We start from the raw sequence: 26,579 nt of genomic DNA on the forward strand, positions 1-26,579 counted from the left end.
TGAGTTCTGGGAGGTGGGTTTAGTCAAAGGTGGGCTTGTAGCTGTCCTTGGAGTACGTGAACACGCTCTGATCGAAGGCGTTGTACTCGTCGTAGCGCACCAGCTCGTAGAGGCGGGAGCGGTGCTGCATGCGGTCGAGCCATTCCTCGGATTGCAGGCCGGTTTCCTGCATGTCGCGGAGGAATTCTTCGGTAGCACCCATGGCCACGCGCAGGGTGGATACCGGCCAGATGACGGCGTTATAACCCAAGTCTTCGATGCGCTTGGCGGAAAGCAGCTCGGTCTTGCCGAACTCCGTCATGTTGGCCAGCAGCGGGGTGTCCACGGCGGCACGGAACTTTTCGAAGTCCTCCGGCGAGTAGAGGGCCTCGGTGAAGATGAGGTCCGCGCCGGCGTCGGCGTAGGCCTTGGCGCGCTCGATGGCCTCATCGATGCCGTGGATGCCGGCGGCATCGGTACGCGCACAGATGATGAAATTCTCATCGCGGCGCTCGTTGACGGCAGCGGTGATGCGGCGAACCATGAGATCCGTCGGCACCACTTCCTTGCCATCGAGATGGCCGCAGCGCTTCGGGTTGACCTGGTCTTCCAGGTGGCAGCCAGCCAAGCCGGCGTCCTCCAGCGCGGCGACGGTACGGGCGGCGGACATCGGTTCGCCGAAGCCGGTGTCGGCGTCGACAAGCACCGGCAGGTCCGTGGCGCGGGCGATGTGCCCGGCGCGCTGCGCTACCTCCGTGAGCGTGGTCAGGCCAATATCCGGCAGGCCCAAGTCATTGGCCAGCACCGCGCCGGAGACGTAGACGCCGCCGAAGCCGCCGATGTCCTGGATGAGCCGCGCGGTCAAAGGATTGAAAGCGCCCGGCAGCGTGGTGATTTCCGGTGCGTTCAGCGCCTCGCGGAAGCTCTTGCGCTTGTCGGCATTGCTGATAGTGGAGCCAAATAGGCCAGCCATTTAGAACAGTCCCTTCGGGGTCTCGGGTGCGGTAGCGATGGCCTCGTCGGTGAGGCGAACGTTGAGCTCGTTGAGGTCGGTGAGGTTCTCCAGGTTCTGGGCGGCAGCGAGGAAGCGCTCCTGCTCCTCCTCCGAGACCTTGCCGGCGGCGAGCTTCTTGAACTTGTTGATGTATTCCTCGCGGCCAAAGGGGCGGGCGCCGAGCGGGTGGGCGTCGGCCACCGCGCGCTCATCCTCAATCACGGTGCCGTCCTTGAAGGTGATGACGGCCTTGCCGCCGAAAGCCTTCTCATCCAGGTCGTTGGAGTGGTAGCGGCGAGTCCACTCCGGGTCCTCGACGGTGGAGATCTTGTGCCACAGGTCGATGGTGTCCTGGCGGTGCTTGCGCTCGTCGGCGTAGGAGGTCTCGTAGTCCCACTCGCCGTCTTGGAGGGCCACGGCGAAGATGTACATGATGGAGTGATCCAGGGTCTCGCGGGAGGCGTTCGGGTCCATCTTCTGTGGGTCGTTGGCGCCGGTACCGATGACGTAGTGGGTGTGGTGCGAGGTGTGCAGGACGATGGACTCGATGTCCTCGGTCTTCAGTCCCTTCTCCGCGAGCGTCTTCTTAAGTGCAAAGGCCATATCGATCGGGGCCTGCGCCTGGTACTCCGCGGAGTGCTCCTTGGTGTAGGTGTCCAGGATGGCGCGCTTGGGCTCCCCGTCCCCCGGAAGGGGGACGGTGTAGGTGCGCTCCGGGGAGTGGAGCATCCAGGCGATAAAGCCGTCCTCACCTTCCCAAATCGGGGCTGGGGCGCCCTCGCCACGCATGGAGCGATCCACTGCCTCGATGCCCATCTTGCCGGCAAAGGCCGGTGCATAAGCCTTCCAAGAGGAAATGAGACCCTTGCGGGACTGGCGGGTAGCGGTGGTGGTGTGTAGCGCCTGGCCGATGGCCTGGTAGATGGTCTCGACGTCGAGTTTCAGCATGGTGCCGAGGCCCGCGGCGACGGAGGGGCCGAGGTGCGCCACGTGGTCGATCTTCCACTCGTGGAGGCAGATGCCCTTAACCAGGTTGACCTGGATTTCATAGCCGGTAGCCAGGCCGCGGATGAGGTCCTTGCCGGTCAGGCCCTTGTGCTGTGCCACGGCCAGAATCGGCGGGATGTTATCGCCCGGGTGGGAGTAATCGGCGGCGAGGAAGGTGTCGTGGTAGTCCAGCTCGCGCACGGCAGTGCCGTTGGCTAGGGCTGCCCACTCGGCGGAGTATGCGCCGTCCACGCCGAAGATGGTGGCGCCGCCTTCCTGCACCGGGTGGGCCTGCGCAATAACGCGGGCGGAGGTAACCGGGCGGCGGGTGGCGGAAGCGACGGCCACGGAGGCGTTATCGATGATGCGGTTGATGATCATCTCGGTGGTCTCGGCCGGAACCTCGACGGGATCGGCGGCTACCTTGGCGATCTTGTAGGCGAGGTGCTCTTCGATGGGGAAGTTCTCGGCGGACTTGTGGGTACGTACTTCGTGGTTAATCAAAGGGGTTCTCCTCCTGAACAAGAACAACGATTGCGATAGGCATCACACTAACCTCAGCCCGTGCGCCCTGCCACATGTGTAAACTGTGACTATCTGTTGCAGGGATTTGCGTTACTTGCAAAACTTGTGGAATCCCCAGGCAGGAAGGCTTTTTAGGAGGAAACAGACGGTGACCAAGCACTACGCGGGGGCGAGAATCCACGCATTACGCAAGGAACGCCACCTCACGCAAGCCGCCATGGCGAAGCAGCTGGGGCTATCCACCAGCTATCTCAATCAGTTGGAAAATGACCAGCGCCCGCTCACCGTCACCGTCCTCATGCAGCTGACCCAACGCTTCGGCGTTGATGCCACCTACTTCGCTGGGGACCGTGACCTGCGTGCGCTCGCCGAGCTGCGCCAACTCTTCCCCGAAGCATCTGAGGCAACTCTTACCGATCTCAGCGGGCGCTTCCCCGAACTTCTGCCCCGGCTTGTCGACGCCGCCGCGCACACCCCCGCCGAACCCGGCCCCTTCGAAGCGGTCCGCGACTTCTTTTACGACGCGCACAACTACGTCCACAGTCTCGACATCGCTGCCGAGGAGCTTTCCGATTCGCTCGGGGACCGAGTTCTGCGCCGCGGGCGCTTGGCTTCCGTCCTGCAAGATGAGTTCGGCGTTACGACGCGATTTTCCTCCTCGTCCCCGCGCCGACGCACCTTCCACAACCGGGAGCTGCACCTGCGCGCGGGCCTTACGGAATCCCAGCTGGTTTTTGAGATGGCGCTCCAGTACTGCCTGCTGGCCTACCCGGAGCACTGCGCGGAACTCGTCGCCGAATTACCCGGCGAGGAAGCGCAGACCATTGGCACTCTGGGCCTCGCGCAGTACTTTGCCGCCGCCGTGACCATGCCTTATACCCAATTCCTCGCCACCGCGGAGGAAACGCGCTATGACATCGACGTCATCGCGACGGCCTTTGGCACTGGTTTCGAAACCACCGCGCAGCGCTTGGCGACGCTACAGCGACCCGGCCACCAAGGTGTTCCCTTCTCCTTCATCCGCACCGACCGCGCAGGCAATATCTCCAAGCGCCAGTCCTCCACCGCTTTTCACTTCGCCCGCAGCGGCGGCTCCTGCCCGTTGTGGGTGGTACACCGCGCGTTTGAAACACCCAACCGCATCACGCGCCAGGTGGCCTCGATGCCCGACGACCACACCTACCTGTGGATTGCGCGCTTCGTCCAAGGCCAGGCCCAAGCCTGGGGCACGCCTCGCAAGGAATTCGTCGTGGGTTTAGGCTGCGATATCGCACAAGCGGATCGCGTGGTCTACGCGGACGCGCTCAACCTCTCCCCTTCCGAGGCGACCCCCATCGGCCCCGGCTGCGCCGCGTGCCCGCGCCCGGCGTGCCCACAGCGTGCTTTCCCACAGGCGGGCCGGCCCGTCAGCCTCGACCTCAATGCCACGCCGGTGACGGCATACGCCACCTCGTAGTTTTCATACCTTTCGCTTACGCATTCGAACCCGCCACGGCCATGTCCGCAGCGCCTGCCATGATGAACCTTGTTCGGCACCACGCCGAGTTCTCTTCACTCACCTACGCAGGAGGTTCTCTCTCATGTCCAACCCTTATGCAGCTCCCCAGTTCTCCCCGGAGCCAACCCCAGAGCAGGCAGCACCGAAGAAAAAGAAGAAAGGCGGCTGCCTCAAGTGGGGCGCGGGTGCAATCGCGGTATTGGTGCTCGGCAGCGCCGCACTCAATGCGGGTTCTGACGGCGATGACCCAGCCAACACCGCCGCACCGGAGCCAAGCACAAGCATCACGGCCGTCGATATCAACAACGCCGCAGCTGACGTGGAGTCCGCCGCAGGCGATACTGGCAGCGATGACAACGCCGTGCCCACGGAACACAAGAATGCTCTGCGCGCGGCGAAGCGCTATGTGGACTTTTCCGCCTTCTCCGAGGCTAAGCTCTATGACCAGCTCACGAGCGAATACGGCTCGCAATTCTCCCCGGAGGCGGCGCAATACGCCATGGATCAGCTCGATGTGGACTGGAACGCCGAGGCTCTCGAGTCCGCCGAACACTACGTGGACTTCGCCGCTTTTTCCAAGGCCAAGCTCTATGACCAGCTGACCTCCGAGTACGGAGAGAAGTTCACACCGGAACAGGCGCAGTACGCCGTCGACACGGTAAATGCTGATTGGATGGCCGAAGCCGTCGAGGCAGCGGAAAACTACCAGGAGATGATGCCGATGTCCGGCCCGGCGCTGCTCGATCAGCTCACCAGCGAGTACGGCGAGAAGTTCACCATGGAAGAAGCCCAGCATGCCGTGAGCACACTGGGCTTATAAATCCGAGCCGAAGCTAAATCAGACCCGGGTCTGATTTACTCGCGGTCGTTATTCAAGGTCGTCGTGGGCGACAAGGCGGCGGGCCGCCTCCGTGATCGTGCCGGACAGGGACGGGTAGACCGCGAAGGAATCCGCCAGCTGGTTCACCGTGAGCTGGTTGGTCACCGCCACGGCGATGGGAAGGATGAGCTCGGAGGCAGTCGGCGCGACGATAACGCCGCCGATGACACGGCCGGAGGTAGCGCGGCAGAAGAGCTTAACGAAGCCATGCTGCAGGGAGCGCATCTTGGCACGTGGGTTGGTGTTCAGCGGCATCATGATGGTGCGGGCGGCGACCTCACCGGCCTCAATCTCCGCCTGGGTAAAGCCCACGGCAGCGATCTCCGGGCGGGTAAACACGGCGGTTGCCACGGTCTTCAAGCGCAGCGGGGACACCCCCTCACCCAGGGAGTGGTACATGGCGATGCGGCCCTGCATTGCCGCAACGGAAGCCAGCGGGAACAGATCGGAGCAATCGCCGGCGGCATAGATGCCGGCCACGTTGGTGCGGGAGACGCGGTCAACCTCAATGTGACCGGACGGCGTGGTGGCCACACCAACGTGCTCCAAGCCGAGGTTCTTGGTATTCGGGATAGAACCGATGGACATGATGACGTGGGAGCCGTGGATCTCGCGGCCATCCTGGGTTTTGACCACGACGTTGCCGTCTTCTGTACGGGAGACCGTCTCCACGCGGCAGTTCTTCTCCAGCTCCACGCCGCGCTCAGCCAACACGGTCTCGAGGACGTCGGCAGCGTCGGCGTCATCGTGCGGCAGAATGCGGTCGCGGGACGCCACCATGGTCACGCGCACGCCCATCTCCGCGAAAGCAGAAACGAACTCCGCACCGGTCACACCGGAGCCCACCACGATGAGGTGCTCCGGCTCCTCCTTGAGGTCATAGACCTGCTGCCAGGTGAGGATGCGCTCGCCGTCCGGCTGCGCGCCCGGCAGGATGCGCGGGGTGGCACCGGTAGCAACGAGGACGAGGTCCGCGTCGAGGGTCTCAGTGGTGCCATCCTTGTGGGTGACGTCGATCTTGTGCGCTGCCCCCTTCACACCGTGCTGATCCTCGGAGAAGGCAGCGCGCCCATCGATGACCTTGACGCCGATCTTCTCTAGGCCCGCACGGACGTCACGGGACTGGTTAGCAGCCAGCGCCTGCACGCGGCCGTTGAGGGCCTCCAGGCTCAGCTGCAGCGAGCCGAGCTGGTGGTTCAGACCCATATCATCCGCGCGGCGGAAGTCGGTGCGAATGTTGGCGCCAGCGATGAAAGACTTCGAGGGCACGCAGTCCAAGAGAACGGAGGAGCCACCCGGGCCCTGTTCCTCAACCAACGTAATGTGCGCGCCGTACTTGGCGCCGGCGGTCGCAGCCTCGTAGCCTGCGGGGCCACCGCCGATAATTACGATGCGGGGGGCTTCCTGTGACACTGTCGCTCCTTTTTTAAAATTCTGCCTATAAGAACTCTGGGAAATCCTTGTCACAGTGTAGTGCTTAGGCGCTTAATCCTCCACGTTGGCAAACTGTTCTGCTACGGAGCCAAAGAGTTTGACACCCACGCGGATAGCCCGCTCATCAGGCGCCAAATCGCCCATGTGGAGATCATGCTGTTCACCTTCACCGGACCAGCAGCCAAGGCGAGCCATGGAGCCGGGCACCTTTTCTAGGTACCACGAGAAATCCTCGCCGCCGGAGGATTGTGGGGCCTGAACCACGGCTTGCGGGTCAATGGCCTGGGCAGCGCTGGCGAGGAGGGCGGTAGAGACGTCGTCGTTAAGCACGGGCGGAACCCCACGGTGATAGACCAACTCGTGCTCGACCCCCAAGGGAGCGAGGACCTGCTCGACGAGCTCAGAGAAGAGCTGCTGCATGTCACGCCAAATGCCAATGTCTGCCGTGCGCATAGTGCCAGACACAGAACCGGTCTCGGGAATCGCGTTCGGGGCATAACCCGAATTCACCTGGCCAAACACCAAAACGGTGCCGGTGCGCGGATCGACGCGGCGCGAAAGCAAACCTGGCAGGTCCGTCAGCAGCTTGCCCAGCGCATAGACGACGTCTGCCGACAAGTGCGGGCGTGACGTGTGCCCGCCCGGGCCGGAGACGTTGATTTCCACGACATCGGTGGCCGAGGTGATCGCCCCGGCGCGAACGCCGATGCGCCCGACGCGCAGCTTCGGTTCCACGTGGACGGCAAAGATAGAGTTCACCCCGTCGAGCGCACCCCATTCAATGACGTCGGTGGCACCGCCCACCCACACCTCTTCAGCGGGCTGGAAGATGACGCGGACGCCGAAGTCCAGTGGGTGCTCGCGGTTGAGGTCCGCCAAGGCGCAGGCCGTAGCAAGGGCGATGGTGGTGTGCATGTCGTGCCCACACGCATGCATGACGCCGGGCACCTCGGAGGTGTATTCGAGGCCGGTGACCTCGGTGACAGGAAGCGCGTCGATGTCGGCGCGGAAGGCCAAGCGCCCAAGTTCCGTATCGGGGCCAATATCCACCATGAGGCCGGTCTCGGGGAAAAGATGCGGCTCCAAGCCGTACTCACGCAGGGTGCGGGACAGGAAGCGGGTGGTTTCCACCTCATTATTGGAAGTCTCCGGGTGGCGGTGAATATGGCGGCGCCACGCGATGACCTCCGCGCGGTGGTTGCTGAACCACTCACTGACGTAGTCCGAGATCACTGCTTCCTCCTCCGTGGTTTCCTACTGGGAAGAGTCTACAACTAGACCATGCGGTTCAGTTAGTCGGGCAGGTCACGCGCCAGATATACTGAGCGGTCTGTCCTGCCCGACGGTTTCGCTACAGGTCGATATTGCGGGGACCGTAAAGGCGATCGCCGGCATCGCCAAGGCCCGGGACGATGTAGGCGTCCTCGTTGAGGGAGGGATCAATCGCTGCGGTGACCAAGCGGACTGGCAGCCCCGAGTTGGCCAGCGCATCAACGCCCGGCTGCGCGGAGACCATGCAGATTGCCGTGATGTCGGTAGCGCCGCGATCTGCCAGGAGCTTCAGGGAGTGCAGGAGGGAACCACCCGTGGCCAGCATTGGATCAACCACGAAGACACTCCGACCGCTGAGATCCTCCGGCAGGGCTTCCAGGTAAGGCACCGGCTCGTGGGTTTCTTCATCGCGCGCCATGCCAATGAAGCCCACCTGGGCATCCGGGATCATGGACAGTGCCGGATCAATCATGCCCAGGCCAGCGCGGATAATGGGCACGATGATCGGCGGATCCTGCAGGCGAGTACCGTCGGCCGTGGCGACGGGTGTGACGCACTCAAAGTGTTCAACGGGCAGGTCGCGCGCCGCCTCATAAACAAGCATGGTGCCCAGATCTCGCAAGGCAGCGCGGAAGGCGGCGTTGTCGCTGCGGGCATCGCGCATGAGGGTCAGCCGGGACGTGGCGAGGGGGTGGTCTACTACGTGGATATCCATGTCCTTCACTGTATAAGAATTGGTCGGGAACCGATCAGCGGGCGGTGAAGTCTAATAAGGCATGACTAGCTTCGATACTTTCACCATTGATACTGAACACACTCGCCGCTTAGCCCACGAACTTGCCGCTGTCTCTCAGGCCTCTCCCGCTCCTTCTCCCGAGCTACCGATAGAGCCGGTCGTGGACGGCTTTAGCAGTGCGTTCAACGCCGCCATGGAGAATCTCACAGCACGCCTTGCCCAGGTCAGAGCCGATGCCGGGGCGGTGGCAGAGTCCAGCTTCCGCATGGCGCGGGAAGCCGAGGAGACCGATAGTGCCCTCGCGAGCGCGTGTGGAGGTCTGTGATGTTGGAATCAGCGATAGCTCAGATTGCGCGGATGCAGCCGGCGCAGCTTCCCGACGTCTCCCTGCCCACTGTGCCCGATCTCACTGCCGCGGGACCCCTCGCGGAGATAGCGCACGGTGATCCGCGAGCGCTGTTGGACACCGCCCGCCAAGCCACTGAGGATCTTTCCACGGCCCGCTCAGCTCTGGCTTCCGCGCGCGGGCTGATTTCAGCGGCCGTCAGGGAACTCATCGGACTGGGCTTCGAGCTACTCCAGCGCGGGTTACCTATAGCTCTGGGGCTGCTCATTCCGAACCCGGCGGCACAGGCCGCGGCACGCTCAGCTTTGCAGGCTCTCGCTATGGAGTACGTTGGCAAGGCACTGCAGCGCTTGAAGCACTTAGCCGGCGAACTCCTGCAGGCGGCGGCTCCCCTCGTTCCCATCGGCCAGCGCGCGGTCCAACCTTCGGTGCGCGGCCCCCAGGAGGAAAGCACGGCGCGCCACGCGCTCGTCGCCCCGGCGGCGGAGAACGGGGCAACCACGCAGGGACAGGCCGCAGCACAAGCAGCGCTATCCCAGGTGGGGACTCCTTATGGCTGGGGCGGAACCGGCAACGGTAGTTTCGACTGCTCAGGACTCACCCAATGGGCCTGGCGCCAGGCCGGCGTGGAACTGCCGCGCACCGCTGAAAGCCAGACCGTGGGCCGACAGGTCAGCGCGGAGGAGCTGCAACCCGGTGACCTCATCGTGTGGGATGGGCACGTGGCTATGTACTCCGGCGACGGGCAGATGGTGGAGGCCGGAAGCCCCGTGCAAACCAATCCATTGCGCACCAACAACATGGGGATGGCTTTCAAAGGCTTCTGGAGGCCCACAGGGTAGACTGTTTCCCCATGAACACCCGCGCTATTGTCCCTATCCAACTCTCCCTTTCCGAGGGCGATTTTTATACCCTATGGGCGCCAAAGTGGCGCCAGAACGGCTCCGAGTGGCAGGCCTTTCTCGGTGATGACGAGTCTGTCCTGCTCTTTAAAACGGAAGCCGAGATGCTGTGCTTCCTCGAGTCGGGGACGAAGCATGACTTGCTCGATCACCCCAAGTGGGAAGTGTTCAACTCCCAAGCGGCGGACCGCGTGGTTCCTGAAAAGAAGCACGTGTACGACCTCGTCGGCATGCCGAAGTACCTCGCTGGCCGCCCGAGCCACGAGAACGTCTCCACGGTCGCGCGTTGCTTGGAGATTGCGCACTCGCTGGCAGAGGTCAGCGGCGCCGAGCACACCGTCATCTTCTTCGCTTCGCACTCCATCCTGCGCAACCCTGCCCGCGGTGCAGATCACTACGCCGGCGACCAGGGCATGAGCGAGTGGTCCGGCGTGGGCCGCGTTATCCACAGCAACTGGCGCGCAGTGATCGAAGACCTCGACAAGGTGGTCAAGGTCGTTCCTTCTTCTGATTTCACCCAGGATGCAACCACGAGCGCCGCCACCCGCATTTCCTCCGCCACCGAAGCGGCGGAGGAAGCACGCAAAAAGGCCGAAGAAGAGCGCAAGGCCGCCGCACAATCGGCAGATCCTTATGACAGCTCCCCGTGGGCAGCCGCAGGCATCGACCCGGTAAAGATCACCGCCGACCAAAGGACTGTCTACACCCTGCGCACCTACCTCGACGGCAAGCCAGTGTTCCTGGGCAAGTGGGGCGAGATCTTCACCTTCCCCAGCTCCAAGGTGCTCGTGCGCTGGATCATGGAAAATGACGACCACGACTTGGCCAAGGTCTCCACCTGGGAGGAGGTCGTTGCCGCAGCGAACGCCGGTGAGCTGGAGGTCACGGTTCACCCGGATAACCAGTACAACTTCAACGGCATCGTGCGTGACATTGAGAAGGGCCCGGAGGCGGTCGATACGGATCAGATGGGTCGCTGCTACGAAGTCTGCGCCGATGCTGCCGACTGGTCCGGGGATGACTCCATCAACTCCTACATGCTGCAGAACCCGCGATTCCAGGACTACCTGGGCTACATGCTCGGCTCCACCGAGCACGCAGGCTACGTTCCCTCCAAGCCCTACACCGAGCACGCGGAGTCCTGGAAGGGCCTGGAGGAGATGCTGACGAAGCGCTTCTCCCGCTTTTAGTTTCTAGTCGGAGGACTCAGTCTCTTCTTCCGCTTCTTCTGTCTCGGAAGCGTCCTCCGCGAATTCCGGATCCGCCAGCTCCTCGTACGCGGGCAGAATCTTCTGCTCGATGAGGCGCTGGCGGTCCTCTTCGCTGGCAAAAGAGTTCTCAATCGCCTTGATGGTGAGGTCGAAGAACTCCTCCAGCCCATAGCCAAAGGTCTCGCTCAGGGCCAAGAAGACGTCGCTGAGCTTCTCCCCCGCCACCGTGCAGGTAAAGCCGAGCTGCTGCAGCAGCGGCAGAGGGTGATCAGCCAACTCCTCTGCGGGCAGCTCCTCCAGCGGCGCGAAGGTCAGCGCGATGCGGCGATCCCGCACCCACGCAGAGGCCTTGCCTGGGCGAACGCCGTCGAGATCCGCGCTGAAGTCATCGACAAGATCAGTAGCGTGCACCAAGCGCGTGGCACCCGCCTGCACTGCAGCCACGGCATCCTCATAAGAATCGACATCGCGCTCCCACGGGATGAAATCCGCGCGGAGCTTCTCAGCCGCGGACAGCTCGGTCAGCGCCACGCCAACCGCGGCCTCGCTGGCATCGTCCTCGACGATAAGCCGGGCATCGATTCCAGGAACGTCCAGTCCTTCCTGCACGGCGGCGAGGGCCTCGGCCGCGTCGAAGGGGAAGACGCTGGGGCGCAGGCGGAGCTCGGCGTAGACCACGTGGTCGTCGGCAAGCGCCTGCACAACAGCGTGCGTGGCCGCGCGGAGCTCCTCTGGGGTGGAAGCATCCGTGGGCAACGGCGCGAAGAGAGTCACCTTGGGCAGGCCGACGAAAATCTCGGCGCCGGAGTCTTTATTTTCGGGGCTAATCAGAGGTGCGTCATGCATGACGATCATCCTAGGACGCGGTCTAGGATTAAGCACGCTATGAAACATGTCCCCGCGATCCTCACTGCCCTCGCCCTAGCCGCCACCCCGCCGGCGTTCGCAGAGGAGGAAGAGTCAACGTCGCCCACGCGCACCACCGCGCCGGATACCGACTCTTGCCCGCACTCCCTCGTTCCCGAGGAGCCAACCACCACCTCCGAGCGACTCTCCCCCGGCCAAGTCGCGCCCACTCCCCTGCCCGCTGTTGAGGGTGCTGCGTGCGGCGTGACCGCTCCGCGCGGTTTTCGGGTCAATAAGGACGTGGTGGCGTCGGCGTGGATGGTCAGTGACCTGGACACCGGCGAAATCATCGCCATGAAGGATCCCAATGGGCGCTACCGCCCGGCCTCCATCATCAAAGCACTGTTAGCGCTCGTGGTCATCGAGGAGCTTCCCCTCGACCAGCGCATCACCGCCACGCTTGACGACGCCTCCATCGAGGGCTCCGCTGTCGGCCTCGGCCCCGATGGGGTCTACACCGTGGAGCAGCTTTTGCAGGGTTTGCTCATGGCTTCCGGCAACGACGCCGCGCACGCTCTCGCGCAGGCTGTTGGCGGGGACGATGAAGCATTGGCAAAGGTCAATGCGAAGGCACAGGAGATTGGCACGCGCTCGACGGTAGCGGCGAGCTACTCGGGGCTGGACGCGGCAGGCATGTCGACGTCCGCGGCGGATATCTCGCTGATTTACCGCACGGCTTTTGCCAACGACACCTTCGCGCGCATCGTCGACACCGAGCACGTGGAGTTTCCTGGCTGGGGTGACATGCCCGGCTATGAGCTGTGGAACGACAATGGGCTGTTCCTCAACGACCCGGATGGCATCGGCGGCAAGACGGGCTATACCGAGGACGCACACCATACCTTCGTCGGCGCTATCGACCGCGATGGGCGCCGCCTCCAGGCGGTTCTCCTCGATACGACCGTCGAGCATGGGTTCCGCGCCTGGGAGCAGGCGCAGATGCTTCTCGACGAAGCCTCCGACGTCCGCGCCGGCGATGGCGTCGGGCACCTAGATGACTTCGCAGCCGGAAAGGAAGAGCCCGCGGAGTCTGCGGTTACGAGCCCGGCTCCCACCACCCCGGCTGCGCCCGCCACCGCGGAGGTGGCTGCGGAGTCTTCGTCCTTCGAAGGCTCGCAGGGCTGGATTGGCTGGATGGTGGCGGGGCTCGTCGCGCTCCTCGTCGTAGTGGTTGCTACTTTTTCACTACTTCGGCGTTAGCCATGATGTCGTGCTGGCCGCGTAGATTGTTCTTGGCCCCAATCGTGGTCACCACGTAGAGGGCACCAAAAAAGGCGATCAGCGGCCCAATGAGCGGCACGAGGGAGGCCACGCGCCACCAGTTGCGCCTGATGCTCTGCTGCCAGGTGAGCTTCTCGTGGGTCGTCACATCGCGCACGGTATACCCGGCAATCATCTTCGCAGGTGTTGCCCCGGCGAGGACCTCGAAACAGATGTAGTAAGCCACCGTGAAGATGCTGGAGATGCTGACGATCCACACCGAATTATCATCCGGGTTGGTAAAGCCAAAGCCGACGATGAAGGACACCACGAGGGCCGCGAGAAAGTAGTCAATGACGGCCATGAGCACGCGGTTGCCGGGAGAGGCGCGCCGCGCATCATCGCGGGGCGGAGTTGGCGTTGGGGCGTGCGCGCTCTCACCCCACCGGCCGGTAGTCGCGTAATCCTCCAGCTGCGCCCACGTGAGCTGGGCGCCGGACTCGACCTTTTGGTCATAGCTGGCGCGGGAGGAAGGCTCGCATAGAATGCGGGAGGCAACGGCAAGCTCCTCGCGCTCTGGGGCTTCGGGGAGGTAGCCGATGCCTTCGAGGTGAGCGTCGGCAGCCGCCAGCTGCACTCCGATCTCACGGGACGTCGCGCGTGAATCGAGGCTGAAGTGCTCGTAAAGGTTCGGGGCAAAAGACGCTGGTAGCATCGGCCTACTTTCGGCGCAGCAGGGCCCAGGCACCAGCTGCGGCTGCACCCAGGGCAGCACCGGCGCCCAGGGTCACGCCCGGGTTCGGGCCCTGGCGGATCTCGTTGCGGACGCGGATGACAGCCTGGTCTGGGACGGGCGGCACCAGCAGCTCGAGGGATTCCTCGGTGGTGGCCGTCCATGCGGAGACGTACAGCACGACGCGCCAGACCAAGTACATGACCACCATGAGGACAATGACGGGGCCAAACACAGCGCCTGCCGGGTTGCCCGCCGCGGAGGACATGATGACGGTGGACAGCTGCTTGATTACCTCAAAGAGCACCGCACCAATGGCCGCGCCCATCAGTCCCGACTTGGTGGGCACCTTCGTGCGCGGCAGGAAGGCCACCATCCACCAGAAGACGAGGAAGTTGGCGATAAGGCCGATGACGATACCGGCCACAACCAGCACTGCGCCCATGCCAGGGAAAGACTCAATACCGACCCACTCGAAAATCTTTTGGGTCAGTCCGGAAGAACCCGCCGCCGTCACGCCGAAGGCGATAACCATGGCCACGAGCAGGCCGATGAGCCCCAGCAGATCGCTGAGCTTCTTGGTCACAAAGTTGCCCGGGGCGTCAGTCGGATCCTGCATCCACATCGCCGAAATGCCAATGCGCAGGTTGTTCATCCAGCCCAGCCCGGACCACAGGGTAGTCAGGCCACCGATGCCGTACATCGCGCCGCGCTGTTCAATCGCGGTATGCAGAATCTGCGTAATCGAATCCCCCAGATCGCCAGACACGGAGTTCGCGATCTGCTCCTCCAGTTGCTGCATGAGATCGGGGCGATTGGCCAACACGGTGGCGATGGCTGCCACCGTGAGCATGAAGATGGGGAAGATAGCCAGAACCGAGAAATACGTAATTCCGGCCGCGAACTGGTTTCCGCCCTGGCTGCCGTAGCGGTCCAGCATCTTCATGATGTGGTCGATAAAACCGGACTTCTCGCGGACTTTATCTACCGCGCCCGGCTCATCGGCATTAGCACGCTCGATGCCGTAGTCATCGGTCTTCTTCTCATCGGGTTGAGTCGTTGGCGCCACAGGCTTTCCCCTTTTTATGAAATACAGAAATAAGTTACAGAGTCCTCTACACAGTCTTCATCATGCTAACCAACTCAGCCGCGGCGCGCGGGGAGGAAGCCCACCGCCTCGTAGACCTTGTCCACGAGCGGGGAGGCGATCTCCGTGGCGCGCTCGGCGCCCTGGGCCAAGATGCGCTCGAGCTCGCCGCGGTCTTCCATGAGCTCGTCGTAGCGTGCCTTCAGCGGAGTGGTGAAGGCCTCCAGCGCTTCTGCTGTGTCCACCTTCAGGTGGCCATAGCCCTGGCCCGCGTACTTGTCCACGAGGTTCGGGATGCTCTCACCGGTCAGCGCAGACTGGATAGCCAGCAGGTTGGACACGCCGGGCTGCTTCTCGCGGTCGAAGGCCACCACGCCGAGGTCATCGGTCACCGCGGACTTAATGCGCTTAGCGGAGGTCTTAGGAGCATCGAGCAGGTTCACGATGCCCTTCGGGTTAGCGCCCGACTTCGACATCTTGGACGTCGGCTCCTGCAGGTCATAAATCTTGGCTGAGCCCTCCGGAATGAAGGCCTCTGGCACGCGGAAGACCTCGCCGTACTTGTTGTTGAAGCGCTCCGCCAAGTTGCGGGTGAGTTCGAGGTGCTGGCGCTGGTCCTCCCCCACCGGCACATAGTGCGGGGAATACAGGAGGATGTCCGCGGCCATCAGAACGGGGTAGGTAAACAGTCCCACGGACGTGCGGTCCTGGCCTTGCTTGAGGGACTTGTCCTTGAACTGGGTCATGCGGGAGGCCTCACCGAAGCCGGTCAGGCACTGCAAAACCCACGTCAGCTCCGCGTGCGCGGGGACGTGGGATTGTACGAAGAGGGTCGATTTCGCCGGATCGATGCCCAATGCGATGAGCTGCGCGGCGCCCGCCACGGTGCGGTGGCGCAGCTCCTCCGGGTTCTGCTCCACCGTGATGGCGTGCAGGTCCGGGATGAAGTAAAAGGCCTCGTGCGAGTCTTGCAGGTCAATCCACTGCTTGAGCGCACCGAGGTAGTTACCGAGGTGGTAGGAGTCCGCCGTGGGCTGAATGCCAGAGAGGACTCGAGAAGCGGAGGTCGATGCAGAAGTGGAGTCAGTCATGGTTGACTACTCTACTCTGCCGCCTCCGCTGGGGCGGCGCTGCGTCGGTTAAATCTTGCGGGAGGTCGGGCTAATAACGTCCATCATGACGGCGAAACCGGCCACCATGAACGCGCCGCCAACACCCTGGAGGACGATCGGGCCAAGGAAGGCAAAGGACGGTCCGACGATGGTCCACCACCAGATACCCAGGGCAAGCAGAATAGCGCCGAGGACAAAGTAGATGATTGCGCGGGTCATGAGCATCTCCTGCGAAATAGAAAAGGACGTTAAGACGGGATTATCGTACCACTACTTGGATTCGGCTACTTGTACTCCACCAGAAGAGGAGAGTGATCGGACCAGCGCTCCTCCACCGTCGGCGCCTTCTCCACCCACGTGCGCTGCGCGCGCTCCAGCATAGACTTCGTGGCCGCTTGATAATCGATGCGCCACCCAGCGTCGTTATTGAAAGCCTGGCCGCGGTAGGTCCACCAGGTATAGGGCCCCTCAGCCTCCGGGTGCAGGCGCCTGGCGACGTCAAACCACTGCGGGTCCGCGGCCGCCTCCCAGGCGGTCTTGGTCTCATAATCCACCACGCCGAGCCAATCCCCGAGCCCCTTCTTCTCCTGCGGCTGCGCATCCGGGAAGGAGCCAAAGACGCGATCCATGAAAGCGCGCTCCTCCGGCAGGTGGCCGGACTTCTTCTCGTTGGGCTTGTTGTTCTTCAAGTCCTGGGCGCGGTGGCAAATATTCCAGTCGCCGCCGATAACGGCCTCCGGGTAGGACGCAGCCATCTCATCTAAAACTTCAGAGAATTCATCCAAGAAGAGGTACTTCTCATCCTGCTTCGGCGAATCCACGTCGCCGGAGGGCAGATACAAAGAGGCCACGCGCACGCCTTCCACGGTGGCGGCAATGAAGCGGCCGGATTCGGCGAAGGAGCCGAAGCCCACGGAGACGTCGCCAAGCGCATGCTTCGATAAGATGCCCACGCCCGCGCGGCCCTTGGCGGCGGATTCGGCCTGCACCAGGTTCCATCCGGCCTCCAGAGCCGGGGCCAGGGCCTTCTGGGTCTGCTCGGGATTGGCGCGCACCTCCTGCATGAGGACGACATCGGCCGGCGTGGTATCCAACCACGCGTTCATCCCCGGGTTGTTCTCATTGCGCTGTTTGCAGGCCGCGCGGATGCCGTTGACGTTGACGGAGGCGATGGTGAAACTCATGCCGGTCAGTCTAACTCTGTTCAATAATCTTCACGGAAGGGCCCCGGCGGCGCTTGTCCCACATGGTGACGACCCAGGTGATGCAGCCGGCCACCGCCAGGCCTGCACCTGCCAGCGCGGTGGAATTATAGGAGTAGCCCGCGCCCACGACTGCGCCGCCGATGGCCGCGCCCGCCGCATTGGCGATATTAAGGGCCGACTGGTTCAAGGCCGCCGCGAGGCTCTGCGCATCCCCCGCCACGTTGACCAGGCGCAGCTGCAAGGAAGGCACGAGAATGGAGCCGAAGAAGGCCAAGACACCAAAGGCAATCGTGCCCGCCCATGCGTTGTGAGCCAGGAAGTAGAAGGCCACGGACACACCGACCATGCAGATGAGAGCAAAGATGATGCCGAATTCCAGGTTTCGGTCCGCCAGCGCACCGCCGGCGACGTTGCCGACAGTCATACCGATGCCATAGGCCATGAGCACAATCCACGTGTGGCTCGGGTCCATGCCGGCGACGTCCGTCATGGTCCACGTGATGTAGGTATAAACGGCGAACATGCCGCCGAAGCCAACGGTGCCAAGGAATACGGTGAGTAGGACCTGGCTGTTTTTCAGCGCTCCGAGCTCGGTGAACATATCCGTTTCCGGCATGCGCGTCATGTGCGGGAAGAGGAAAAAGAGCAGCACCATCGTTAAGGCCGCAAGGACCACGACCAAGTAGTAGGCCGAATGCCAGCCCAGTCCCTGGCCTAGGGCTTGGGCTGCCGGTACACCGATCACGGTGGCAACGGAAAGGCCCATGCCCACCATCGACATGGCAAAGCCTTGCTTGCCCGGCGGCGCCATCGATGCCGCTGCCAGATTAGCTACGGAGAAGTATGCGCCGTGCGGCAGGCCCGCGATGAAGCGCGCCACCAGCAGGACGCCGTAGTTCGGGGCCAGGGCTGTCAGCAGGTTACCCACCAGCAAGAAGGCGATGAGCAGGATGATGAGGCGGCGGCGTGGGAGCTTGCCTGTAAGTGCGGCGATGACTGGGGCGCCCACGACGACACCGAGCGCGTAGACGGAGATGACTACCGACGCCGTGTCTTCCGTAATGCCGAAATCATCCGCGATGAGCGGCAGCAGGCCCATGGAGGTGAACTCCGTGGTACCGATGGCGAAAGCACCCAGCGCCATGGCGATCATGACGATGATGCGGCGCGTCGCGGAGATTTCCGTCTGGCGTGGGACGGGGCGGCGTTGGATACGGGTATTCATCGGTTTCACGTGGGCAGACCTTAGTACTTCCCCTCCCGAGCTCGTAAGTCCAGCCGGAAAGGTTGTGCCAAGTACACAGACTTCCCCCGCTGGTGGTGCGAGTCACAGGGGGACCGGCACCGCGAGAAAATAAGACAGGTATCCTGTGAGGTTGAACAGTTTTCAACTTCTTTAGGAGAACCATGGCAAAGATTATCTGGACCCGTACCGACGAGGCGCCGTTGCTGGCGACCTACTCCTTCAAGCCCGTCGTGGAGGCCTTCGCGTCCACCGCAGGCATCGAGGTGGAAACCCGCGACATTTCCCTGGCCGGCCGCATCCTGGCCCAGTTCCCGGAGCGCCTTGGTGACAAGAAGGTCTCCGATGCCCTGGCTGAGCTCGGCGAGCTGGCCAAGACCCCGGAAGCTAACATCATTAAGCTGCCGAACATCTCCGCTTCCCTGGTGCAGCTGAAGAAGGCTATTGCTGAGCTGCAGGCCGCCGGCTACGACCTTCCGGAGTACGAAGAGGCTCAGGAGAAGTACGACGCCGTCAAGGGCTCCGCTGTCAACCCGGTTCTGCGTGAGGGCAACTCCGACCGCCGCGCCCCGATTGCGGTCAAGAACTTCGCTAAGAAGAACCCGCACAAGATGGGTGCGTGGTCCGCTGATTCCAAGACCAACGTGGCCACCATGGACGCTAACGACTTCCGCCACAACGAGAAGTCCGTCATCATGCCGGAGGAGGAAACCCTCTCCATCGTCCTGAAGACCGCCGAGGGCGAGCAGACCCTGCTGGAGAAGCTGCCGGTCCTCAAGGGTGAGGTCATCGACGGCACCTTCATGTCCGCCAAGGCACTCGATGAGTTCCTCAAGGCGCAGGTTGCCCGCGCCAAGGAAGAGGGCGTGCTCTTCTCCGCTCACCTCAAGGCCACCATGATGAAGGTTTCTGACCCCATCATCTTCGGCCACGTGGTGCGCGCTTTCTTCGCTGATGTCTTTGAGAAGTACGGCGAGGAGCTCGAGGCCGCTGGCCTCAACGGCGAGAACGGCCTGGGCGCTATCTACGAGGGGCTGGACAAGCTCGAGAACGGTGCTGAGATCAAGGCTGCCTTCGACGCCGCGCTTGCCGACGGTCCTGACCTCGCCATGGTCAACTCCCACAAGGGCATTACCAACCTGCACGTTCCGTCCGACGTCATTATTGACGCCTCCATGCCGGCCATGATCCGCACCTCCGGCCACATGTGGAACAAGAACGACGAGGAGCAGGACACCCTCGCCGTCATCCCGGATTCCTCTTACGCCGGTGTCTACCAGGCCGTGATCGAGGACTGCAAGGCCAACGGCGCCTACGACCCGACCACCATGGGTACCGTCCCGAACGTCGGCCTCATGGCACAGAAGGCTGAGGAGTACGGCTCCCACAACAAGACCTTCAAGGTGCCGGCTGCGGGCACCGTTGAGGTTCGCAACTCCAAGGGTGAGGCTCTTATCTCCCACGACGTGGAAGCTGGCGACATCTGGCGCGCCTGCCAGACCAAGGACGCCCCGATCCAGGACTGGGTCAAGCTGGCCGTCAACCGTGCCCGCCTGTCCGGCATGAAGGCCATCTTCTGGCTCGACCCGGAGCGCGGCCACGACGCCAACCTCATCGAGCTGGTCAAGAAGTACCTGCAGGATCACGACACCGAGGGCCTGGACATCTCCATCGAGGACCCGGTCACCGCAACCAAGACCTCTGTCGAGCGCATCCGCAAGGGCGAGGACACCATCTCCGTGACCGGTAACGTCCTGCGTGACTACAACACCGATCTCTTCCCCATCCTCGAGCTGGGCACCTCCGCGAAGATGCTGTCTGTGGTTCCGCTCATGGCTGGCGGCGGCCTGTTCGAGACCGGTGCCGGCGGCTCCGCTCCGAAGCACGTCCAGCAGGTCCAGGAGGAGAACCACCTGCGCTGGGACTCCCTCGGTGAGTTCCTGGCCCTGGCTGAGTCCTTCCGCCACGAGCACAACACCAACGGCAACGCCAAGGCAGGCGTCCTGGCCGCTGCCCTGGACAAGGCCACCGAGACCCTGCTGGATGAGGGCAAGTCCCCGTCCCGCAAGGTCGGCGAGAACGACAACCGCGGCTCCCACTTCTTCCTGACCCTCAACTGGGCCAAGGAGCTGGCTGCACAGTCTGACGACGCCGAGCTGGCGGAGGCCTTCAAGCCGGTTGCTGAGGCCCTCGAGGCCAAGGCTGGCGAGATTGAGCAGGCGCTTCTCGACGTCCAGGGCTCCCCCGTCGACCTCGGCGGCTACTACGCCCCGAACGAGGAGAAGCTCAACCAGACCATGCGCCCGGTCGCTGCCTTCAACGACATCATTGATGGCCTGAAGAAGTAACTCTTTCTCCCGTCATGTTTCCGACCGCCGCGCGTATCCCCTCCGTAGTGGAGCGCGCGGCGCCGTCGTTTTCCTACGAAGACGTCCTTAACCACCAAGTCACCTTCGACGCCGCTGCGTGACGCGAGACATGGTCCCACCTCACGCTCTACCGGCGGTGTAACACCCCCTCCTCCTCCGATGCCATTGGGCAATTTCTCCGCTGCCTAAAATCAGGTGACTAGCGTCCCGTACAACCATGGGAGCATCAGCTACGGTCGATGCCATCCACTTTTTGAATCTGGCGCTTCTTAGAAATGAAATAGGCTGATACCCAGAGAATCGTCGTAAGTAGGGCCGTCCGGACTACCCACATCAAGTCAGCAGAGGAATACCCCACCATAAGTACCGCGCCTATCGACAAAATCCAACCAGCCAAAAATGATTTCATGCTCTCAACACCTCTACTTAGCGAGAATTGCATCCCAGTCGCAACTGGCGTAACCGTTTAGGCCACCCGCTACAACTCCGGTCGCAATTGCCTTAAGCATTCCTTGCACCGCCCGGCCCGCAGGAACACCAGCAACGGTCATCGCCACTAAGCATCTGTTCCATGCCTCCTGCTTCTCGGGAGATGCACCAGTTGCCACTCCTTCTGGCAATTTGCACGTAGCCGGATTGTTCGCACAGTCTTGGATGTAAGAGTCGGAGGGTTCAGTGGGAAACGGATTGTTGTAGTTTTGCGCATGCGCAGTTGGAATCTTCACAAAGCCTGCCAGCATTACGCCAGCAATGACTACCGCGGTAGTCTTATGTTGTCGTGCAGGGGGGGCAGATCTTCATAATGCTCATGTGCTCAGGCTATCAATATGAGATTAGCCTCGCTATCCCTATTGGCAGATCTCTGTAGCCGACCATCAATTGAAGTCCGACAACGGCTTATGCAAACCCCTAACCTCATCAAAGGTTGTAAAAGCTACACCGCACAGCAAAAGAGAGAGTTTTTCAATCCACGGGAACCAAGCAACCACCGCCTCCGACTAGTAGTGCAGTTGATATCAGCGCCTGTCCATCGCCCCTCCTGAACGCCCCGCGAACGTTCAGCAGGGGCCTTCACCAAAGACCCTGAAAAGAGCACTACCTATGAGTCGGACGGCTCTGCGATCTTTCATTCAGCGCATTCACTTTTACGGCGGTATGTTCGTCGGCCCCTTCATCCTCGTTGCGGCATTGACTGGCTGTCTCTATGCCATGGCACCCACCCTGGAGAAGGTGGTGTACCGCGACGTCATGACCGTTCCGGCGGTCGAGCACCCCGTGAGCTTGGAGGAACAAATCCAGGCCGCGCAGCACAAACAGCCTGACATGCCGGTCACGCAGGTCTGGCCGGCCACGACACCGACGGATTCGACGCGCGTGCTGGTTTCCGATGACAGCATCGACGAAAGCCTCCAGCGCACCGTCTTCATCAATCCTGCCAACGCCGAGGTCATCGGGGACTACCCCACCTACTCGGGCCTGGGTGAGATGCCGCTGCGCCGCTGGATTTCCTCCCTGCACGAAAGCTTCCACTTGGGCAAGGTCGGTGAGCTCTACTCGGAGCTGGCTGCTTCTTGGCTGTGGGTCATGGCCTGTGGCGGTCTTTATATGTGGTGGATTCGCCGCCGCCCGAAGAACAAGGCAACCGCGAACGCAGCGCAGCAGCAGCCCAAGCGCTCTGCCCGCTGGAAGGCCACCCGCCTGCATTCCACTGTTGGCGCCTGGATCTTCATCGGCCTGCTTGGCCTCTCTGCCACCGGTATCACGTGGTCGGGACTGGCCGGCGGGAACGTCGATTCCCTCGTCGAGCGCATGAACTGGAAGGCCACCCCCATCGAGACTGCCCTCCCCGGCACCACCGCTGAAACGCATGAGCACACCGGCCATGAAGGACATGAAGGTCATGGGGTTGGAGGGGCGTGGTCAAGCGCGAACGTGGCTGCCGAGGCCGAACGCGTCCTCGCCACCGGCCGCGCCGAGGGACTGACCGGACCGCTGCGCCTCTACCCGCCGGAGGACGCCAACTCCGCCTGGCAGGTCAGCGAACGCTGGGTGGAATGGCGCACCACCTCCGATGCAATTTCGGTAGATGGCACTACCGGCGACGTCATCGACCGCCAGCCTTTCTCCAGCCTGCCGCTGTTTAGCAAGCTCAGCAGCTGGGGCATCTACCTGCACATGGGCATCATGTTCGGACTGCCGCTGCAGATTGCGCTCCTCGCCTTGGGTCTCGCCACCGCCGCTCTCGTAGTACTGGGGTACTACATGTGGTGGAAACGTCGCCCACGCTTCCTCCCGACTGCCCACTTTTCCTGGGCCACCACAGGGTTGGGCGCGCTTTTCGCCGCCACCGTGGGCGTCTTCCTGCCGCTTTTGGGAATCACTTTGGCAGCGTTCCTGATTCTCGATGTCACCCTTGTGAACCGTGCCACCGCCCCGCGCAGGGAACGCACGCCAATCCCGGTCGGATAATTTAGTGAAAGCCATCACATAGGGCGGAGCTTATTAGGTACGGTAGTTTCTTATGACTAACCCACTACTGACACCTTCCACGCTGCCCTACCAGCTCCCGCCGTTTGCGGAGATCAAGGTCGAGCACTACCGCCCCGCCTTCGACGAAGCACTCGCGCTTCACGACGCCGAAATCGCCTCCATCACCGACAACCCCACCACGCCTACGTGGGAAAACACCGTGGAGGCGCTCGAGCGCTCCGGGCAGGACCTCGACCGCGTCATGGCGGTCTTTGGCAACCTCTCCGGCACCGACGTCACCGATGAAATGGAGGAGATCGCCGCCGACATCTACCCGCGCCTGTCCGCGCACTATGACGCGATCTACCAGAACGAGGTGCTCTACGCGCGCATCAAGGAGGCCACGCCGCCTGCCGACGACGCGGAAGGCCAGCGCCTCCACGAGCACCTCCTGCGCACCTTTGCCCGCAAGGGTGCCGACCTCGACGCGGCCGGCAAGGCCCGCCTGTCCGAGATCAACCAGCGCCTCTCCGCGCTCTCTGAAGAATTCGGCCGCAACCTCATGGCGTCTACCCGCGAGCGCGCGGTCTCCTTCACCGAGGAAGAACTCGAGGGCCTGCCCGCCGAACGCATCGCCTCCGCCAAGGCCGATGCCGAAGCACTAGGCCGCGAGGGCTTCGTCATCCCGCTGGAGCTGCCGACCGTGCAGTCGGAGCTGAGCCGTCTGGCGCGGGAGGATGCGAGGGGGAGGCTGTATGCGGCGTCGGCAAGCAGGGGCTCCGAGAACAACATCCCGGGGCTCATCGAGGCCGTGCAGCTGCGCGCCGAGCGAGCCGAGCTGCTGGGCTTTGCCACGCATGCCGACTACGTCATCGCCGAGGAAACCGCCGCGACTGCCGACGCCGCCCGCACCATGCTCTTCGACCTCGCCCCCGCCGCCGCGGCCAACGCCGAAGGCGAGCAGAAGCTCCTCACGGAGGAAGCAACGCTCAACGGCCAGGGTTTCAGCGCCGCGGACTGGCCTTATTGGGAATCCAAGGTCCGCGCCCGCGACTTCTCTCTCGATGAGGAGGAGCTGCGCAAGTACTTCCCGCTGGACCAGGTCCTGGAGAAGGGCGTCTTCGCCGCCGCCGAGCGCCTCTACGGCATCACCGTTATCCCCCGCGATGACCTCGAGGGCTACGCGGAGGGGGTTCGCGTCTGGGAGGTGCGGGACGGCAATCACGAGAGTAAGGGGATCGGTCTTCTTCTTACCGACTACTTCGGGCGCCCCACCAAGCGCGGCGGCGCATGGATGAGCGAGTTCGTGGGGCAGTCCCGACTGCTGGAGCGCAAGCCGGTCATCGTCAACGTCATGGGCATCACCAAGCCCGCCGACGGCTCGCAGCCGCTGCTGAGCATGGACGAGGTCCGCACCGTCTTCCACGAATTCGGCCACGCCCTGCACGGCCTGCTTTCCGACGTCCGCTACCCCACCTTCGCCGGCACCAACGTCCCGCGCGACTGGGTGGAGTTCCCCTCGCAGATCAACGAGAACTGGGCGCTCGATAAGAACTTGGTCAAGGAGTACGCCCGCCACGTCGAGACGGGCGAACCTATTCCGGACGAGCTTCTCGACGCCATCTCCGCCGCCTCCGAGTTCGGTCAGGGATTCGCCACCTCGGAGTATCTGGGAGCGTCAATCATCGACCTCGCATGGCATTCCTTGAGCGCTGCCGAGGCCGCGGAGCTCAAGGCCACTCCGGAGGCCGTCGCCGAATTTGAGGCCGAAGCTCTGCGCGCGGCCGGGCTGGATAACGAGCTCATCGCGCCGCGCTATCGCTCGACTTACTTTAACCACATCTTCGCTGGCGGCTACTCCGCGGGCTACTACTCCTACCTGTGGGCCGAAGCGCTCGACGCCGATGGTTTCGAGTGGTTCAAAGAGCAAACCGACCTGCGCGAGGCCGGTCAGAAGTTCCGCGATGTCATCCTGTCGAAGGGCGCGTCTCGCGACTTCACGGAGGCTTACCGCGAGTTCCGCGGCCGCGACAAGGACGTCACGCCGCTGCTTAAGCGCCGCGGCCTCGCCGGCGCCTAAAGCCGAGTGCCGACTAGTTATCCACAGATTTCGGTGGGAAGCTAGTTCGGGGCTTGGCGGTGGGGTGGAGTGCTTTTAGGCTGCGGGGTATGAGATTACAGACGTTCTTCGCCGCCCTCGGCCGCGCCATTGACCTGGTGGCCGAGTGCGCGGGCCTGTCTGAATCTGACTTGGTGGCCCTCGGCGCCACGCCTGCCGACGCCACCGTGTTCCTCTCCCTCCACCACACCTACTTCGGGCACACATCCTCGACGAAGAAACAGCGCACGGCGGTTGCAGCCGCGCGTCGCCGCGGACACGGACTGGTGACCTTGCAGCTCATCGAGCACTTCGTTGCCAAAGTTCGGGACCACCACAAAGCGTGGGATTTGCGTGTGGAGCTATGCCAGACCAGCGCGGAGCTGGTGGAAAAGGTAGCGCGCAAAAGGCTGCGCCAGATGCGCAAGCCCCGCACGTATGCCGAGCGCGCCAAGCTCACCCAGCATGGCAACGGTCTGGCCACGCTCACGGTCACCGCGGACTCGTTGCAGCTTACCGGCGTCTTCGAAGGCATCGACCAGGAACGCCCCGGTGAAAGCTTCCTGGAGAATCTAGACGGTGGCGGTGTCAAGACTGAGGTTGCCACCATGGCGGTCCTGCAGCTTGATGACTACGCCGAGCTGCTCAAGGGCAATACCGACAAGGACGGCGAAGAGTTCATCGTCCGCACCACCAGTGGCGCGACCATGACCGGCTCGCAGCTGGTGGAGCGCGCTTTGCTAGACAAGGGAGTCATCGTGGCGGTCAGCCGCGAGCATGGCCCGCTCGATGTGTTCCGCTTCCAGCGCTTCGCCACCGCCAAGCAGCGCCTCGCCTTGGCCGCGGAGAATCCCTGCTGCGCCTGGGAGGGCTGCAAGGTTCCCTTTGAGAAGTGCCAGATCCACCACATCAAGGCCTGGGCCCGCGGCGGGCCCACCAACATCCTCAACCTGGTGCCACTGTGCCCCTACCATAATGGCGTCAACGACGATGACCCCGATGCCCCGCCCTCACGCGGCCGCATGGATCGCATCGGCGGGCGGGTGGCATGGATCCCGCCATACGACGCCGCGCCGGTCTTCACAAGCGCCTTCAACTAACGCTTCAACAAACCGGCCCTTCCGGTTTTAGAGTGCGTTGATTTTGTCCTGTAGTTGTCCGGAGTGGATTAGGCATCGCAAGATGTAGTGGTTGAGGTTTTTAAATCCTAGGGCGATGCCGCGTAGGTGTTCGAGTCTGCCGTTGATTGCCTCGACGGGGCCGTTGGATGCACCGATATCAAAGTAGGCGAGCACATCTTTGCGCCTTCGCCACAGGGTGCGTCCCAGTTGGGCGAGCTCTTCTAAGCCTTTCGGTAATCCTTTACGCAGGGTGTGGATGATGCGTTCCATGA

At 62.8% G+C, this 26,579-nt stretch carries 24 protein-coding genes; 10 read left to right on the forward strand and 14 right to left on the reverse strand.

Annotation, left to right across the window (positions count from 1 at the left end):
- Positions 1-19: 19 nt before the first annotated feature.
- Both prpB and prpD read right to left on the reverse strand, forming a co-directional pair.
- A complete protein-coding gene (gene prpB, locus HMPREF2806_RS02555) occupies positions 20-952 on the reverse strand; it encodes a methylisocitrate lyase (RefSeq protein ID WP_049154346.1) in 933 nt (310 codons plus the stop codon).
- Positions 953-2,464 (reverse strand): 2-methylcitrate dehydratase PrpD, encoded by a 1,512-nt coding sequence (gene prpD / locus HMPREF2806_RS02560; protein WP_049154344.1) that lies wholly within the window; start codon positions 2,462-2,464, stop codon positions 953-955.
- A gap of 169 nt (positions 2,465-2,633) precedes the next feature.
- Here prpD and HMPREF2806_RS02565 point away from each other — a divergent pair, with 169 nt between their 5' ends.
- Positions 2,634-3,941, forward strand: a complete 1,308-nt coding sequence (locus tag HMPREF2806_RS02565; protein ID WP_070511454.1) for a short-chain fatty acyl-CoA regulator family protein — start codon at positions 2,634-2,636, stop codon at positions 3,939-3,941.
- A 124-nt stretch (positions 3,942-4,065) separates the two neighbouring features.
- Positions 4,066-4,803, forward strand: a complete 738-nt coding sequence (locus HMPREF2806_RS02570) for an Ltp family lipoprotein (RefSeq protein WP_070516013.1) — start codon at positions 4,066-4,068, stop codon at positions 4,801-4,803.
- A 48-nt stretch (positions 4,804-4,851) separates the two neighbouring features.
- Here the strand turns inward: HMPREF2806_RS02570 and HMPREF2806_RS02575 are convergent, their stop codons facing one another.
- The 3 genes from HMPREF2806_RS02575 to upp form a co-directional block, all read right to left on the reverse strand.
- Positions 4,852-6,276, reverse strand: coding sequence for an NAD(P)H-quinone dehydrogenase (locus tag HMPREF2806_RS02575; RefSeq protein ID WP_070516015.1), 1,425 nt, complete (start codon positions 6,274-6,276; stop codon positions 4,852-4,854).
- Positions 6,277-6,348: 72 nt separating this feature from the next.
- Positions 6,349-7,530, reverse strand: coding sequence for an amidohydrolase (locus HMPREF2806_RS02580; protein ID WP_070516018.1), 1,182 nt, complete (start codon positions 7,528-7,530; stop codon positions 6,349-6,351).
- A gap of 118 nt (positions 7,531-7,648) precedes the next feature.
- The gene (gene upp / locus HMPREF2806_RS02585) at positions 7,649-8,284 is read right to left on the reverse strand and encodes a uracil phosphoribosyltransferase (RefSeq protein WP_046648363.1); all 636 of its coding nucleotides are present in this window, start codon (positions 8,282-8,284) and stop codon (positions 7,649-7,651) included.
- A 61-nt stretch (positions 8,285-8,345) separates the two neighbouring features.
- Here upp and HMPREF2806_RS02590 point away from each other — a divergent pair, with 61 nt between their 5' ends.
- From HMPREF2806_RS02590 to HMPREF2806_RS02600, 3 genes are read left to right on the forward strand one after another with little or no spacing between them, the layout of a single operon-like run.
- Positions 8,346-8,630: a hypothetical protein gene (locus HMPREF2806_RS02590; protein ID WP_046648364.1), complete on the forward strand. Its 285-nt coding sequence runs from the start codon at positions 8,346-8,348 to the stop codon at positions 8,628-8,630.
- Complete coding sequence (locus HMPREF2806_RS02595) at positions 8,630-9,493, forward strand: C40 family peptidase (protein ID WP_070516020.1); 864 nt, start codon at positions 8,630-8,632, stop codon at positions 9,491-9,493. Before HMPREF2806_RS02590 ends, HMPREF2806_RS02595 begins: the two co-directional genes overlap by 1 nt.
- 11 nt (positions 9,494-9,504) lie before the next feature.
- Positions 9,505-10,743, forward strand: a complete 1,239-nt coding sequence (locus HMPREF2806_RS02600) for a hypothetical protein (RefSeq protein ID WP_049157259.1) — start codon at positions 9,505-9,507, stop codon at positions 10,741-10,743.
- Between the two features lie 3 nt (positions 10,744-10,746).
- Here HMPREF2806_RS02600 and HMPREF2806_RS02605 read toward each other — a convergent pair whose 3' ends face one another.
- Complete coding sequence (locus tag HMPREF2806_RS02605; RefSeq protein ID WP_083306490.1) at positions 10,747-11,610, reverse strand: amidohydrolase family protein; 864 nt, start codon at positions 11,608-11,610, stop codon at positions 10,747-10,749.
- Between the two features lie 39 nt (positions 11,611-11,649).
- On the opposite strand from HMPREF2806_RS02605, the gene HMPREF2806_RS02610 reads away from it, so the two are divergent.
- A complete protein-coding gene (locus HMPREF2806_RS02610; protein WP_070511446.1) occupies positions 11,650-12,870 on the forward strand; it encodes a D-alanyl-D-alanine carboxypeptidase family protein in 1,221 nt (406 codons plus the stop codon).
- Here HMPREF2806_RS02610 and HMPREF2806_RS02615 read toward each other — a convergent pair.
- From HMPREF2806_RS02615 to HMPREF2806_RS02640, 6 genes are all read right to left on the reverse strand, one after another.
- Positions 12,845-13,585 carry an RDD family protein gene (locus HMPREF2806_RS02615; RefSeq protein ID WP_070516025.1) on the reverse strand — a complete coding sequence of 247 codons (741 nt, stop codon included), beginning with the start codon at positions 13,583-13,585 and terminating at the stop codon, positions 12,845-12,847. The genes HMPREF2806_RS02610 and HMPREF2806_RS02615 overlap by 26 nt on opposite strands.
- A 4-nt stretch (positions 13,586-13,589) precedes the next feature.
- Complete coding sequence (locus HMPREF2806_RS02620) at positions 13,590-14,672, reverse strand: YhjD/YihY/BrkB family envelope integrity protein (RefSeq protein ID WP_049157256.1); 1,083 nt, start codon at positions 14,670-14,672, stop codon at positions 13,590-13,592.
- A 74-nt stretch (positions 14,673-14,746) separates the two neighbouring features.
- Positions 14,747-15,781, reverse strand: coding sequence for a tryptophan--tRNA ligase (gene trpS / locus HMPREF2806_RS02625; protein ID WP_070511442.1), 1,035 nt, complete (start codon positions 15,779-15,781; stop codon positions 14,747-14,749).
- Between the two features lie 48 nt (positions 15,782-15,829).
- Positions 15,830-16,021, reverse strand: a complete 192-nt coding sequence (locus tag HMPREF2806_RS02630; RefSeq protein ID WP_049157254.1) for a hypothetical protein — start codon at positions 16,019-16,021, stop codon at positions 15,830-15,832.
- A gap of 65 nt (positions 16,022-16,086) precedes the next feature.
- Complete coding sequence (locus HMPREF2806_RS02635) at positions 16,087-16,986, reverse strand: exodeoxyribonuclease III (RefSeq protein WP_070516027.1); 900 nt, start codon at positions 16,984-16,986, stop codon at positions 16,087-16,089.
- A gap of 10 nt (positions 16,987-16,996) precedes the next feature.
- On the reverse strand, positions 16,997-18,232 hold the full coding sequence (locus HMPREF2806_RS02640) for an MFS transporter (RefSeq protein WP_198531309.1): 1,236 nt from the start codon (positions 18,230-18,232) through the stop codon (positions 16,997-16,999).
- Between the two features lie 182 nt (positions 18,233-18,414).
- On the opposite strand from HMPREF2806_RS02640, the gene HMPREF2806_RS02645 reads away from it, so the two are divergent.
- Entirely contained in the window at positions 18,415-20,598 is a 2,184-nt protein-coding gene (locus HMPREF2806_RS02645) for an NADP-dependent isocitrate dehydrogenase (protein ID WP_070516031.1), read from the forward strand.
- A 247-nt stretch (positions 20,599-20,845) separates the two neighbouring features.
- On the opposite strand, the gene HMPREF2806_RS02650 is transcribed toward HMPREF2806_RS02645, so the two are convergent.
- Positions 20,846-21,028, reverse strand: a complete 183-nt coding sequence (locus HMPREF2806_RS02650; protein WP_046648373.1) for a hypothetical protein — start codon at positions 21,026-21,028, stop codon at positions 20,846-20,848.
- A gap of 692 nt (positions 21,029-21,720) precedes the next feature.
- On the opposite strand from HMPREF2806_RS02650, the gene HMPREF2806_RS02655 reads away from it, so the two are divergent.
- From HMPREF2806_RS02655 to HMPREF2806_RS02665, 3 genes are all read left to right on the forward strand, one after another.
- A complete protein-coding gene (locus HMPREF2806_RS02655; RefSeq protein ID WP_046648374.1) occupies positions 21,721-23,088 on the forward strand; it encodes a PepSY-associated TM helix domain-containing protein in 1,368 nt (455 codons plus the stop codon).
- A 52-nt stretch (positions 23,089-23,140) separates the two neighbouring features.
- Positions 23,141-25,168, forward strand: coding sequence for a M3 family metallopeptidase (locus tag HMPREF2806_RS02660; protein ID WP_070516032.1), 2,028 nt, complete (start codon positions 23,141-23,143; stop codon positions 25,166-25,168).
- Between the two features lie 89 nt (positions 25,169-25,257).
- Positions 25,258-26,286 carry an HNH endonuclease signature motif containing protein gene (locus tag HMPREF2806_RS02665; RefSeq protein WP_083306491.1) on the forward strand — a complete coding sequence of 343 codons (1,029 nt, stop codon included), beginning with the start codon at positions 25,258-25,260 and terminating at the stop codon, positions 26,284-26,286.
- A 27-nt stretch (positions 26,287-26,313) separates the two neighbouring features.
- On the opposite strand, the gene HMPREF2806_RS02670 is transcribed toward HMPREF2806_RS02665, so the two are convergent.
- Positions 26,314-26,579, reverse strand: a 266-nt coding sequence (locus HMPREF2806_RS02670) for a transposase (RefSeq protein ID WP_198531308.1), incomplete at its 5' end; no start/stop codon positions are given.

The organism is Corynebacterium sp. HMSC076G08 (genome assembly GCF_001811515.1).
Lineage (GTDB): Bacteria > Actinomycetota > Actinomycetes > Mycobacteriales > Mycobacteriaceae > Corynebacterium > Corynebacterium hiratae.